This window comes from Pseudoduganella plicata, assembly GCF_004421005.1.
GTDB classification, from domain to species: Bacteria; Pseudomonadota; Gammaproteobacteria; order Burkholderiales; family Burkholderiaceae_D; genus Rugamonas; species Rugamonas plicata.
This window is the reverse complement of the sequence record NZ_CP038026.1, coordinates 3,328,741-3,341,868: the sequence shown is the minus strand read 5'-3', so window position 1 is coordinate 3,341,868 and position 13,128 is coordinate 3,328,741. Positions and strand designations below refer to the sequence as shown.

Annotated in this window: 11 protein-coding genes; 9 read left to right on the top strand and 2 right to left on the bottom strand. The window is 64.2% G+C overall.

The window, feature by feature from the left end:
• The first annotated feature begins 24 nt into the window (after positions 1–24).
• The 6 genes from tgt (at position 25) to E1742_RS14615 (ending at position 8,838) form a co-directional block, all read left to right on the top strand.
• The gene (tgt, locus tag E1742_RS14640; protein ID WP_134385643.1) at positions 25–1,164 is read left to right on the top strand and encodes a tRNA guanosine(34) transglycosylase Tgt; all 1,140 of its coding nucleotides are present in this window, start codon (positions 25–27) and stop codon (positions 1,162–1,164) included.
• 175 nt (positions 1,165–1,339) lie between these two features.
• The gene (yajC, locus tag E1742_RS14635) at positions 1,340–1,672 is read left to right on the top strand and encodes a preprotein translocase subunit YajC (protein ID WP_134385642.1); all 333 of its coding nucleotides are present in this window, start codon (positions 1,340–1,342) and stop codon (positions 1,670–1,672) included.
• Positions 1,673–1,759: 87 nt separating this feature from the next.
• Positions 1,760–3,619, top strand: a complete 1,860-nt coding sequence (secD, locus tag E1742_RS14630) for a protein translocase subunit SecD (protein ID WP_134385641.1) — start codon at positions 1,760–1,762, stop codon at positions 3,617–3,619.
• Between the two features lie 22 nt (positions 3,620–3,641).
• Positions 3,642–4,664: a protein translocase subunit SecF gene (gene secF, locus E1742_RS14625; protein WP_134385640.1), complete on the top strand. Its 1,023-nt coding sequence runs from the start codon at positions 3,642–3,644 to the stop codon at positions 4,662–4,664.
• Between the two features lie 418 nt (positions 4,665–5,082).
• Entirely contained in the window at positions 5,083–6,444 is a 1,362-nt protein-coding gene (locus E1742_RS14620; RefSeq protein WP_134385639.1) for an MFS transporter, read from the top strand.
• A gap of 33 nt (positions 6,445–6,477) precedes the next feature.
• Positions 6,478–8,838, top strand: coding sequence for a GH36-type glycosyl hydrolase domain-containing protein (locus E1742_RS14615; protein WP_229465985.1), 2,361 nt, complete (start codon positions 6,478–6,480; stop codon positions 8,836–8,838).
• A gap of 146 nt (positions 8,839–8,984) precedes the next feature.
• Here the strand turns inward: E1742_RS14615 and E1742_RS14610 are convergent, their stop codons facing one another.
• Together E1742_RS14610 and gntR are read right to left on the bottom strand one after the other, a co-directional pair.
• On the bottom strand, positions 8,985–9,506 hold the full coding sequence (locus E1742_RS14610) for a gluconokinase (protein WP_229465984.1): 522 nt from the start codon (positions 9,504–9,506) through the stop codon (positions 8,985–8,987).
• 159 nt (positions 9,507–9,665) lie between these two features.
• On the bottom strand, positions 9,666–10,694 hold the full coding sequence (gntR, locus tag E1742_RS14605) for an HTH-type transcriptional regulator GntR (RefSeq protein WP_134385637.1): 1,029 nt from the start codon (positions 10,692–10,694) through the stop codon (positions 9,666–9,668).
• Positions 10,695–10,853: 159 nt separating this feature from the next.
• Between gntR and E1742_RS14600 the strand changes: the two genes are divergently transcribed.
• From E1742_RS14600 to E1742_RS14590, 3 genes are all read left to right on the top strand, one after another.
• Positions 10,854–11,639 carry an FRG domain-containing protein gene (locus tag E1742_RS14600; RefSeq protein WP_134385636.1) on the top strand — a complete coding sequence of 262 codons (786 nt, stop codon included), beginning with the start codon at positions 10,854–10,856 and terminating at the stop codon, positions 11,637–11,639.
• Between the two features lie 47 nt (positions 11,640–11,686).
• Positions 11,687–12,379, top strand: a complete 693-nt coding sequence (locus E1742_RS14595) for a helix-turn-helix transcriptional regulator (protein WP_134385635.1) — start codon at positions 11,687–11,689, stop codon at positions 12,377–12,379.
• A gap of 78 nt (positions 12,380–12,457) precedes the next feature.
• Positions 12,458–13,081 (top strand): glutathione S-transferase family protein, encoded by a 624-nt coding sequence (locus E1742_RS14590; protein WP_134385634.1) that lies wholly within the window; start codon positions 12,458–12,460, stop codon positions 13,079–13,081.
• Positions 13,082–13,128 lie beyond the last annotated feature (47 nt).

The window sequence follows — 13,128 nt, the reverse complement described above, 5'->3', positions numbered from 1 at the left end:
CCATCAGGAACATTCAATACACCCATGCTGGAATTTACACTGCACAAGACCGACACCACCGGTCTGACCAAGGCCCGCCGCGGCACGTTGAAACTGAACCACGGCACGGTGGAGACGCCGATTTTCATGCCGGTTGGGACCTATGGTTCCGTCAAGGCGATGTCGCCGCTGGAGCTGAAGGAAATCGGCGCCCAGATCATCCTGGGCAATACGTTTCACCTGTGGCTGCGCCCGGGGAACGACGTCATGTCGAAATTCGGCGGCCTGCACGGCTTCATGGGCTGGGATAAACCCATCCTGACCGATTCCGGCGGCTTCCAGGTGTTTTCCCTGGGCGAGATGCGCAAGATCACGGAAGAGGGCGTGCACTTCAATTCGCCGATCAATGGCGACAAGCTGTTCCTGTCGCCCGAGATCTCGATGCAGATCCAGCGCGTGCTGAACTCGGACATCGTCATGCAGTTCGACGAGTGCACGCCGTACGAAATCAACGGCCGCCCCGCCACCGTGGACGAAGCGGCCAAGTCGATGCGCATGTCGCTGCGCTGGGCCCAGCGCTCGATGGACGAATTCAAGGCGGGCGAGAATCCGAACGCGCTGTTCGGCATCGTCCAGGGCGGCATGTTCGAGTCGCTGCGCGACGAGTCGCTGGAAGGACTGGAGAAGATCGACTTCCCGGGCCTGGCCATCGGCGGCCTGTCGGTGGGCGAGCCGAAGGAGGACATGATGCGCATGCTGGAGCACGTGGGTCCGCGCCTGCCGCCCAACAAGCCGCACTACCTGATGGGCGTGGGTACGCCGGAAGACCTGGTGGCCGGCGTCTCGAACGGCGTGGACATGTTCGACTGCGTCATGCCGACCCGGAACGCCCGCAACGGCTGGATCTTCACGCGCTTCGGCGACATCAAGATCAAGAACGCGCGCTACAAGGACGACAAGGAACCGCTCGACGCCACGTGCTCGTGCTACGCCTGCCGCAACTTCAGCCGCGCCTACCTGCACCACCTGCACCGCGCACAGGAGATCCTCGGCGCGCGCCTGAACACGATCCACAACCTGCACTACTACCTCGATATCATGCGCCAGATGCGCGAGGCGCTGGACGAAGACCGCTTCCCTGACTGGGTGAAGCAATTCCACGCCGACCGCGCCCGCGGCGTCTGAAAACGTAAAACCCGGGACAGACCCGGGTTTTACGGAAACTTTCTTCAAAACAGGGGTCTGTCCCGGGTTTCGGGCGTTGTGTCGTCCTTGCAATTTCTGCCATCTACCCAATCTGATGGCCTTTGGCCGGTGCTAGAATACAGCGCTGCATTTTTTAACTATATTGGAGTCACCCGTGTTCATTTCCAACGCTTATGCTCAAACTGCCGGCGCCGCCGACGCCTCGCTGATGGGCAACCTGACGACCTTCGTCCCGCTGATCCTGATGTTCGTGGTCATGTACTTCCTGATGATCCGTCCCCAGCAGAAGCGCGCCAAGGAACAGAAGGCCATGATGGACGCACTGGCACGGGGCGACGAAGTCGTCACAGCCGGCGGCATCCTCGGCAAGGTCTCGAAGGTCACCGATATCTATGTCACCGTCGAAGTCTCGACGGGCACGGAAATCGTCGTGCAGAAGTCCGCGATCACGACGCTGCTGCCGAAGGGCACGCTGAAGGGTCTGTAAGAGACGTGCGGGCGGCCTGGCCGCCCGTTTGCGTACCGCCTGCGCGCTGTTGCGCAGCGACGCCAGTTCACTAGAACGCTGAAGAATATGAACCGTTATCCTGTCTGGAAATACATCGTCATTGCCGTGGTCGTGCTGCTGGGTGCACTGTACACGGCGCCGAACTACTTCGGCGAATCGCCGGCCCTGCAGATCACCAGCGGCAAATCCACCGTCAAGGTGACCGGTGCCGTGGCCAACCAGGTGACCGAACTGCTCAAGGCGCAGAACCTGCCCGCCATGGACGTCACGCTCGATGAAGGCAGCAGCCACTCCGTGCGCGCCCGCTTCGGCGATACCGACACGCAGTTCAAGGCGAAGCTGGCGCTCGAGCGCGGCCTGAACACGGACCCGAACGACCCGACGTATATCGTCACGAACAACCTGCTGGCCAACACGCCGGCATGGATGCAGAAGATCCGCGCGCTGCCGATGTACCTGGGCCTGGACCTGCGCGGCGGCGTGCACTTCCTGATGCAGGTCGATACCAAGGCCGCGCTGAACAAGCGCATCCAGGGCTTCCAGGCAGCGATCCGCAGCCAGCTGCGCGACAAGAACGTGCGCCACGCCGGCATCGAGCGCGAAGGCGACGCCATCGTCGTCAAATTCCGCGACGATGCCACCCGCCAGGCTGCCCGCAAGGTGCTGGCCGAGATGACGGAACTGGCGCTGGTCGATGGCGGCAGCGCCTCCGACCTGACGCTGACGGCGTCGATGAAGCCGGCAGCACTGAAAGAGACGCTGGACAATGGCGTCAAGCAGAACATCGCCACGCTGGGCAAGCGCGTCAACGAACTGGGCGTGACTGAACCGATCATCCAGCAGCAGGGCGCCGACCGTATCGTCGTGCAGCTGCCGGGCGTGCAGGACGTCGCCCGCGCCAAGTCCATCATCGGCCGCACCGCCACGCTGGAAGTGCGCATGGTGGACGAAACGGTTACGCCGGGTACCGAGATGTCGGCCGCGATTCCGTTCAACTCCGAGCTGTTCACCGTCGGCAAAGGCGTGCCGGTCGTGCTGTCGAAGGACGTGATCCTGTCGGGCGACTACATTTCGTCCGCCACCGCCAGTTTTGACGAGAACCAGCAGCCGGCCGTATCGATCGACCTGAATGGCGACGGCGGCCGCAAGATGCGCGAAGCCACCCGCGAAAACGTGGGCAAGCGCATGGCCATCGTGCTGTTCGAGAAGGGCAAGCCGGAAGTGCTGTCGGTTGCGACGATCCAGAGTGAACTGGGCAGCCGCTTCCGGATCACCGGCATGGGCAATATCGAGAACTCGACCGAGCTGGCACTGCTGCTGCGCTCGGGCGCGTTGTATGCGCCGATGACCGTGATCGAGGAACGCCTGGTCGGCCCGCAGCTGGGCGCAGAGAATATCGCGAAGGGGTTCAATGCGACACTGTATGGTTTCGCTGCGATCGCCGTCTTCATGATCGTCTACTACATGTTGTTCGGTGTCTTTTCCGTCGTCGCGTTAGCGGTCAACGTGCTGCTGCTCGTGGCCATCCTGTCGGTAATGCAAGCAACGCTGACCATGCCGGGTATCGCTGCAATTGCGCTGGCACTTGGCATGGCCATTGATGCCAACGTGCTGATCAACGAACGTGTGCGGGAAGAGCTGCGCGCAGGCGCGTCCCCGCAGGCAGCCATTGCCGCCGGCTTCGAGCGTGCATGGGCCACGATTCTCGACTCGAACGTGACGACGCTCATTGTCGGTCTCGCCCTGTTGATCTTCGGTTCGGGCCCTATCCGCGGCTTTGCCGTTGTTCACTGCCTTGGCATCCTGACGTCGATGTTCTCCGCCGTCTTCGTTTCGCGCGGCGTGGTCAACCTGTGGTACGGCCGCAAGAAGAAACTGCAATCGCTGTCGATCGGTACCGTCTGGGTACCTGGTCAGGCCAAGTAACGCATCACAGCCAGAGGATTTCATGGAATTTTTCCGCATTCATAAAGACATCCCGTTCATGCGCCACGCGTTGATCTTCAACGTGGTGTCTGTGTTGACGTTCGTCGCCGCCGTGTTCTTCCTGTTCGACCGCGGGCTGCACCTGTCGATCGAGTTCAAGGGTGGCACCGTGCTGGAAGTGAAGTACCCGCAGGCGGCAGAGCTGGAACGGATGAGACAGTCGCTGTCGGCTGCCGGTTTCGAGCACCCTGAGGTATCGAGCTTCGGCACCGCCAGCGATGTGATGATTCGCCTGCCCATCATGCCGGGCTCCAATTCCGATACGACGTCGTCCCGGGCTTTCGACGCACTGTGCCGGTCGGACCAAGGCACGCCACGTCACTTCGAGGAGGTCACCGCGCAAGGCGAGCGTATCGCGCGCACCGCGTGCGTCAACGCAGCCGGCAAGGAATTGGTCTCGCTGCAGCGGGTCGAGTTTGTCGGCCCGCAGGTCGGCGAAGAGCTGACGCAAAACGGCCTGAACGCGCTGGTCATGGTGATCATCGGCGTCATGATCTACCTGGCGGTGCGCTTCGAGTGGAAGTTTGCCGTCGCGGCGATCATTGCGAACCTGCATGACGTGGTCATTATCATGGGCTTCTTTGCATACTTCCAGTGGGAGTTTTCGCTGACGGTTCTTGCCGCGATCCTTGCGGTACTCGGTTACTCGGTCAACGAGTCGGTCGTGATCTTCGACCGGATCCGCGAGAACTTCCGCAAGCAGCGCAAGATGAGCGTGCACGAAGTGATCGACAACGCCATCACCAGCACGATTTCGCGCACCATCATCACCCATGCCTCGACTGAAATGTCGGTACTGGCGATGCTGTTCCTGGGTGGCCCGGCACTGCATTATTTCGCGCTGGCGCTGGTGATCGGCATCCTGTTCAGTATCTACTCGTCCGTGTTTGTGGCCGCCGCGATCGCCATGTGGCTGGGCGTAAAGCGTGAAGACCTGATCAAGCCGGTCAAGGAAAAAGACGAAACGGATGGCGCGGTGGTCTGACCTCCTGCCGCTTCACCGATGCCGCCTTTGGGCGGCATTTTTTTTGTACGTCGCCTGCCCCCGATATCTCCCTTACGAACTGGTTGACTTCCCGGCAAGCTGTTATTACACTTGATAGCGCTAACATCCCTCGCGAAGACGAGCTGGCGCCCACCGAACATCATGGAGGAGACAACCACCATACCCGCCCCGTCCCCGCAGTCGGCAAACGTGCCGTCGCGTGCGACGCGAACTGCCGCGCGGGTGCGCACTCATAAAGCATATTGACGACGCGCCCGCGCACGAGCACGCGGCGCGGCCGTCCGACTGGTCCGATGGGCGGGTTGGCTACACTTGGCCAATTCGTTTTTACTGCGCGGATGGGTTCTGACGCCCGTCCGTGCAGGTTTTTTTTCAGCTTCGGTTGGTAAAGGTTCCGATGGCAGATCCGCACGCATTGTCCTGGCGCGAGAGAATCAGTTACGGCGTGGCCGATATGGGGTTCAATTTTTACTGGACCAATATCGCCACGTTCCTGCTGTTCTTCTACACCGACATCTTTGGCATCTCCGCCGCCGCCGCCGCGTCGATGATGTTCGCCATCAAGCTCATCAACGCCTTTACCGACCCGATGATCGGCGCGCTGGCCGACCGCACCACCACGCGCTTCGGCAAGTTCCGGCCCTACCTGGTCTGGGGCGCGCTGCCGCTGGGCGCCGCCGCCGTGCTGACTTATACGACGCCGGACCTGGACCACGACGGCAAGCTGGCCTGGGCCTACGGCTCGTATCTCCTGATGATGGTGTGCTACACCGCGATCAATATCCCGTACAACGCGCTGTCCGGCGTCATGTCGGCGGACCCGCAGGAGCGGTCGACGATCAACGGCCTGCGCTTCATCTGCGCCTTTGCCGGCAGCACGCTGGTGACGGCGGCCACGCCCGCGCTGGTGAAGTGGCTGGGCGGCGATGACGAAAAGCTGGGCTGGCAGCTGACGATGCTGGTGTGGGCGATTGCCGCGTCGCTGATGTTCGCCATCGCGTTTGCCAACACGCGTGAGCGCATCCTGCCGCCGCCCGGGCAGAAGTCAAACGTGATGCAGGACATACGCGACCTGACCCGCAACGGCCCGTGGCTGGTGCTGTTCTTCCTGGCGCTGATCATCATGGTGACGATCACCTTGCGCACGACGACGGCCGCGTACTACTTCAAATACTACGTGGGCCGCCCGGAGCTGATGGCCAGCTTCGTTCCGACCTACATGATGGCCGCTGCTGCGGGCGCCGCAGCCACGCCGCTGATGACGCGCTTCATCGACAAGAAGAAGCTGATGATCGTGCTGATGTCGCTGACGGCGCTGCTGTCCGCCGCCTTCTTTGCCATCCCGCCCGACCAGGTCGGCCTGATGTTCGTCCTTCAGGCGGCGCTGGGCCTGGTGCTGGGACCGAAGTCGCCGCTGGCGTTCTCGATGTATGCCGACACGGCCGACTACACGGAATGGCGCACGGGACGGCGCGCCACGGCGATGACGTTCGCGGCGGCCACGTTCTCGCAAAAGCTTGGCACCGCCGTTGCCGTCGCCGTCATCGGCGCGCTGTTCACGGCGCTGGGCTATGTGCCGAACGCCGCCCAGAACACGGGGTCGCAGGCCGGCATCGTCTGGCTGATGTCGCTGATCCCGGCCGCCTTCGCGCTGCTGGCCGTTGGCGTAATGTGCTGCTACAAGCTGGACGGCCCGCGCCTGCAGGCGATCCAGGCCGATCTGGTCGCGCGCAAGGCCTCGCTTTCACCCCAAGTCTGACCCGGAGAATTCATGTCGTCGCAAGCGTTTCGAGTGTCACAACTATTACGCCCCGCCGAAGGAGGCAACCGTTATGAACTGCTGTCGCCCACGGCGATGCCGCGCGCGGCGGGCTTCCTGTGGAACCGCCGCATGATGATCCAGGTGACGTGCCGCGGCTATGCCGTCGCCCAGTTCATGCAGCCCGAACCGGCCAAGTATGCGCATGCGCCAAACCTGGAAGCGAAGACGTTCATGCAGCCGGAGCAGGGCTACTATGCGCACCATCCGGGCCGCTTCGTCTACGTGAAGGACGAGGACACGGGCGACGTGTTTTCCGCGCCGTACGAACCCGTGCGGGCCTGCGCGGACCGCTTTGTCTTCTCGGCCGGGAAGAGCGACCTGGCGTGGACCGTGGAACACCAGGGCATCCGCGTCGAGCTGGTCATGAGCCTGTCGGTGGACGACGTCGTCGAACTGTGGTCGCTGCGCGTGACGAACGTGTCGGGCCGGGCGCGGCGGCTCAGCGTCTATCCGTACTTCCCGATCGGCTACATGTCGTGGATGAACCAGTCCGCCGAATTCCGCGCGGACCTGGGCGGCATCGTCGCCAGCAGCGTGGCGCCGTACCAGAAGGTGGCCGACTACTTCAAGCAGAAGGACTTCAAGGACAAGACCTACTTCCTGTGCGAGCGCGCGCCCGACGCATGGGAAGCGGCGCAGGAGGCATTCGAGGGAGAGGGCGGCCTGCACGCGCCATCGGCCCTGCAGGCCGAAACGCTGGCCGGCGGCGACGCCCGCTACGAGACGCCGGCCGCCACCGTGCAGTACCGCGTCGCGCTGGCCGACGGCGCCAGCGAGGACTACCGCTTCCTGTTCGGCCCCGCGCTGGACGACGGCGAAATCGCGGCGATGCGTGCGAAGTACCTGAGCGAGGAAGCGTTTGCGCGCACCCGCGCCGACTATGCGGACTACGTGGCACAGGGCGCCGGCTGCGTCACCATCGACACGCCCGATGAAGCGCTGAACAATTTCGTCAACCACTGGCTGCCGCGCCAGGTCTACTATCACGGCGACGTCAACCGGCTGACGACAGACCCGCAGACGCGCAACTACCTGCAGGACAATATGGGCATGACGTTCGTGCGCCCTGCCACGGCGCGCGCCGCGTTCCTGCACGCGCTGTCGCAGCAGGAGGAGACGGGTGCGATGCCGGACGGGATCCTGCTGGCCGAGGGCGCGGAACTGAAGTACATCAACCAGGTGCCGCACACGGACCATTGCGTCTGGCTGCCCGTCTGCCTGAAGGCGTATCTGGACGAAACGGCCGACTGGGCGCTGCTGCGCGAAAGCGTCACGGCAGGCGATGGGTCCAGCCTGACCGTAGCGCAGCGCATCGGCCGCGCGATGGACTGGCTGCTCAAGGAACGGGATCTGCGCGGCCTGTCGTTCATCGCCCAGGGCGACTGGTGCGACCCGATGAACATGGTGGGCTACAAGGGCAAGGGCGTGTCGGGCTGGCTGACGGTGGCCGCGGCCTATGCGCTCAATCTGTGGGCCGACATGTGCGCGCAGCTTGGCGATACGGAGGACGAGACGCGCTATCGCGGCGGCGCGCGCGAACTGAACGACGCAGCGAATCACTACCTGTGGGATGGCCGCTGGTTCGCCCGCGGCATCACGGACGACGGCGTCGTCTTCGGTGTCAAGGAAGACCGGGAGGGACGCCTCTGGCTCAATCCGCAGGCGTGGTCGATCCTGTCCGGCGCGGCCAGCGACGTGCAGCGGATCTCAATGCTGGCGGAGATCGAACAGCAGCTGCATACGCCGTTCGGCGTGCAGATGTTCGCGCCGCCGTATTCGAAAATGCGCGACGACGTGGGCCGCGTCACGCAGAAGCATCCCGGCGCCGCTGAAAACGGCGCCGTCTACAACCACGCCGCCGCGTTCTACATCTACAGCCTGTATACGGTCGCGGAAAGCGAGCGCGCGTGGCACCTGCTGCGGCAGATGATTCCCGGACCGGACGAGGATGACTACCTGCAGCGCGGCCAGCTGCCCATCTTTATCCCGAATTACTACCGCGGCGCATGGCGCGAGTACCCGCGCACGGCAGGGCGGTCCAGCCAGTTGTTCAATACGGGCACGGTGTCGTGGGTCTACCGCTGCGTCGTGGAAGGCCTTTGCGGCCTGGCCGGCGACGAAGCGGGGCTGCGCATCGCGCCGCAACTGCCGCGCGACTGGCCCGGCATGCGCGTGGTGCGCCAGTTCCGCGGCGCCACGTTCGACGTGACGATCCGCCGGACGGGTGGGCAAAGTGTGGAAGTGCACTGCGATGGCGCGCTGCTGGCCGAGCCGCGCGTCACGGCGATCGAGGCAGGACGAAGCTATCGGCTGGAGGTCAGCGTCCCGTAGATGTCGCTGGAGACAGGGCCTTTCGAGCGGTGCCCGAAGTGCCTGTCCCCGACGTTTAACCAGAGGCAGCCGTTCCCCGTCAATAAACCGGAGCCTGTCACCGGTTTTGGTAAAAACCGGTGACAGGCTCCGGTTTATTGATTCGGCTAGTTACCGCCCAGTATCTGCTCCACCAGCGCCGGCACCGCCTCGCGGATATCGAGCCGCACTCCCGCCTCGTCGTCCGCCAGCGGCTCCAGCGCTGCCAGCTGGCTGTCCAGCAGCGACAGCGGCATGTAGTGCCCCGTGCGCGTTGCCATGCGCGCGGCGATCAAATCCTTGCTGCCGACCAGATGAGCAAAGCGCAGGTTCGGCGCGCCGGCGCGCAGCAGGTCGCGGTAGCGCCGCTTCAACGCCGAACACGACACGACGACACCGACGCCGCCGTCGACGGACGCGCGGATCTCGGCCTGCAGGCTGGCCAGCCACTGCACGCGGTCGCCATCCGTCAGTGGCGTGCCGGCGGCCATCTTGGCGACGTTTTCCGGCGAGTGGTACTGGTCGCCTTCGACAAACCGCACGCCCAGCGCCTCGGCCAGGGTAATGCCGACGGAGCTCTTGCCGCATCCGCTGACGCCCATGACCACCCAGCGCGGCTGCGCATCGTCTCCCTTCGTTGCTTCGTTCATCCCCACCTCTGATAGCGCTAACATTGTGGCCCAGTCTAATGGAAGCTGCGGTAATGTTCAAGTTGTTTGGTGGGTGTTGCGTCGTGCTTCGGGTGCGTCCAGGCATCGACTAGCCACGTCGGCGACGGACGTCCGCCGCCAGCGAGCCAGTCCCCAAACTCAAGCGCTCTCGCGCGCCATCAGCGTGAAACCCAGGTCCACATGCGCCTGTGCAGGCGCCTCGCCGCGGATGGCGGCGCGCAGCATCGTGGCTGCCTCGTAGCCGATGCGGTAGCGCGGCGTGCCGACGGTGGTCAGCGAAGGCTTCATCCACGCCGACGCGGGCAGGTCGTTGAAGCCGCAGATCGCCAGCCGTTCCGGCACGGCGATGCCGCGGCGCTGGCACTGGTAGATGGCGCCGTGCGCGAGGTCGTCGTTGCAGCAGAAGATGGCATCGCAATCGGGCACCTTGGCCAGCATGCGTCCCAGCAGCTCCGCGCCCAGCGCGATGGTCGACGGGTCGGGCACCATGAGCTCCAGGCGCGGATCGGCCAGGCCCGCGTCCAGCATCGCCTTGCGGTAGCCTTCGCAGCGTTTCAATGTACGTTCGTCCAGCTGGGCGCCGATGAAGCCGATGCGGCGCTTGCCCTTGTCGATCAGGTAGCGCGTCATCGTCTGGCCGGCGTCGAACTGCGAGAAGCCCACGCACAACTGGGCGGGATCGTCCGACAGGTCCATCATCGACACGACGGGCACCTTCGACGTCGCCAGCATCTGCTGCACGCGCGCGCTATGCGACAGGCCGGAAAGCAGGATGCCGTCCGGGTTCGATTGCATGTAGATATTCAGGAGCTTCTCTTCTTCCGCGTCCGAGTAGCGCGTATTGCCGATCAGGACCTGATAGTTGTCGGCATCGAGTACGTCCTGAATCCCCTGCAGCACCGCCGTGAACACGGTGTTCGACAGCGACGGCACCAGCACGACGATCACGTTCGATTGCGCCGACGCCAGTGCCCGCGCGGCGCGGTTGGGGACATATCCCAATTCCTGCACGGCCTGTTCGACCCGTTGGCGCAGGATGGCCGACACGAGCTCCGGCTGGTTGATGGCGCGCGACGCCGTCATGGGCGCGACGCCGGCAAGCCGCGCCACGTCGCTCAGGGTGACACGGCCGCTGGCGCGGCTTTTGGTGGAAGTGCTTCGGCTCATCGTGTTTATCGTTGTCGTTATTGTTATCAGGGCTGGATTTCGCCATGAATCGCCGGGACTGTCAATCGCTCGGGTACGGCCTGGCCGTGAATGATGTTCATTTGACGCCTTGCGCAACGCTGTGGGAGCATATTTATCTGTTCGCAAAGCGGAGTCGCCATGGAGATCGTGCATATCAACAGCTGGGATGAATTCGTCACGCTGACGTCGGCTTGCGACGGCTGGGCCTTTCGCGGCCTGCCCGATGCCGACTGGCAGCTGATGAGTTCATTGTCGCGCTACCTGCAGCACTTCGTGCCGGACCGGCAGTCGTGGCGCCAGCGCGAGGAGCGGGCGCTGCGCATTTTCCGCCGCAAGGCCCACATCTACCTGCCCGATGCCAGCGTACTGGCTGACGACCTGCGCTGCCTGGCGCTGATGCAGCACCACGGCGCGCCCACGCGCATGCTCGACTTTACCAAGTCGCCGTTCGTGGCCGCGTTCTTTGCGCTGTACCGCACCAGTCGCAGCGCCGCCGTGTTCGCGCTGGACACGCCCACGTTGTGGCGCGCGGCGCCACGCAACGACCCGGCGCTGCGCCGCGAGGCGATCGATCCGCGCATCTCCGGCAATTTCGAGCGCCACTTCGCGCCCAATACCAAGGAGATCATCTGGGTCGGCGAGCCGGAAGCCATGGACCGGCGCCTCGTCGCGCAGTCCGGCACGTTTGTCGTGCCGGGCGTGCTGGACAAGCCGCTCGACGAGATCATCGGCCAGTATGCGTCCGGTCCCGCGCTGATGCGCAAGTTCGTGCTGCCGCCGACCATCCGCGCCGAGGCCATGCTGTCGCTGTACCGCATGAACATCACGCATGCAACCCTGTTCCCCGATCTGGACGGCCTGGCCCGTTCGATCGGCTACGAACTGGAAATCACATGGCCCGGCTATCAGCCCGACGGCAGGTAGGCATGCTAAGCTGACTGGCTTGGGACAATAAAAACCACGGAGAGACGATGAGCCGAGCCGGCCGCCTGTTTCAGCTGATGGACGCCTTGCGTGCCAACCGCCGTCCCGTCACGGCAGCCGCGCTGGCGGACCAGCTGGGCGTGTCGGAACGGACGATCTACCGCGACATCCAGACGCTGGCCGAACTGGGCGCCCCCATCGACGGTTCGGCCGGCGTGGGCTACCTGATGAAGGCGGGCTGCTTCCTGCCACCACTGATGTTCGGCGCCGACGAGATGGAAGCGCTCGTGCTGGGCGCACGCTGGGTGCGCCGGCAGGGCGACCCGGCGCTGGCAAAGGCCGCCACGGCCGCGTTGGCGAAGATCGCCATGGCGGCGCCAAAAGACCTGCGCGACCATATGGCGGAAACCAGCCTGTGGGTGCCGATCGGCGCGCCGCAACCGTCGTACGACGCGTTCGTGCAGCCGGCGCGCGAAGCGATCCGCCACCAGCACAAGCTGCGCATCAGCTACAGCGACGAGGCGGGCCACGCCACGGAACGTATCGTCTGGCCGTTTGCCCTGGCGTTCTTCGAAGGGCGCCGGCTGCTGGCGGCGTGGTGCGAACTGCGCACCGCGCAGCGGCACTTCCGTATCGACCGCATCCGCGCCGCCGCCACCATCCCCGAACGTTATCCCACGCCGCGCCACCAGCTGATCAGCCACTGGCGCGCGGAGCACGGCATCCAGGACGACTCCTGACAGAAACTGACAGTTGCTCCCGTTACGATTGACGCATCGATAACAAGCGGCAGCGATGCCGGAACAAGGGAAATCCGAATGCGCCTGTACTACCACCCCAATTCGTCCAGCGCCCGGCGTGTGATGCTGGCGGCCACGCACCTGAACGTCGATCTCGAATTGACCGAGATCGACCTGTTGAGCCCGGAAGACCGCCGTCGTCTGGTCGAGATCAACCCGAACAGCAAGATCCCCGTGCTGGAAGACGGCGGCTTCGTGCTGTGGGAATCGTGCGCGATCATGCCGTACCTGGCCGACCGCACACCGGACCAGACGCTGTATCCGCAGAATGTGCGGGACCGGGCCGACGTGAACCGCTGGCTGTTCTGGACCGTCCAGCACTTTGGGCCCGCAGTCAGTACGTTCACGTGGGAGCACGTGTGGAAGAAGATGGCCATCGGCGCCGATGCCGTTCCGGCCGAGCTGGACCGCGCGACACGCCTGCTGGAACCCTTCGCCGCCGTGCTGGAAGCGCATCTGGCCCGCCGCGAGTGGATGGTGGGACACGAGGTCACGCTGGCCGACTATGCCATCGCCGCATCGCTGATGTATGTCGAACGAGCCCATGTACCGCTGGCACTGTATCCGAACATCAACGCATGGCGCGCCCGAGTCCAGACGCTCGATGCCTGGCAACGCACGGATGCGCCGTGGCCGTGGTAATAGCGATTGTGGGTTTATGTGAATTGGCGCACAGAGCGCGGCAAGCC

Excerpts from the sequence above, each read along its gene's own strand:
- secD (WP_134385641.1), top strand. The coding sequence starts at position 1,760 with ATGAACCGTTATCCTGTCTGGAAATACATCGTCATTGCCGTGGTCGTG.
- gntR (WP_134385637.1), bottom strand. The coding sequence starts at position 10,694 with ATGAGCCGAAGCACTTCCACCAAAAGCCGCGCCAGCGGCCGTGTCACC.
- E1742_RS14610 (WP_229465984.1), bottom strand. The coding sequence starts at position 9,506 with ATGAACGAAGCAACGAAGGGAGACGATGCGCAGCCGCGCTGGGTGGTC.
- E1742_RS14595 (WP_134385635.1), top strand. The coding sequence starts at position 11,687 with ATGAGCCGAGCCGGCCGCCTGTTTCAGCTGATGGACGCCTTGCGTGCC.
- tgt (WP_134385643.1), top strand. The coding sequence starts at position 25 with ATGCTGGAATTTACACTGCACAAGACCGACACCACCGGTCTGACCAAG.
- E1742_RS14600 (WP_134385636.1), top strand. The coding sequence starts at position 10,854 with ATGGAGATCGTGCATATCAACAGCTGGGATGAATTCGTCACGCTGACG.
- E1742_RS14590 (WP_134385634.1), top strand. The coding sequence starts at position 12,458 with ATGCGCCTGTACTACCACCCCAATTCGTCCAGCGCCCGGCGTGTGATG.
- E1742_RS14620 (WP_134385639.1), top strand. The coding sequence starts at position 5,083 with ATGGCAGATCCGCACGCATTGTCCTGGCGCGAGAGAATCAGTTACGGC.
- secF (WP_134385640.1), top strand. The coding sequence starts at position 3,642 with ATGGAATTTTTCCGCATTCATAAAGACATCCCGTTCATGCGCCACGCG.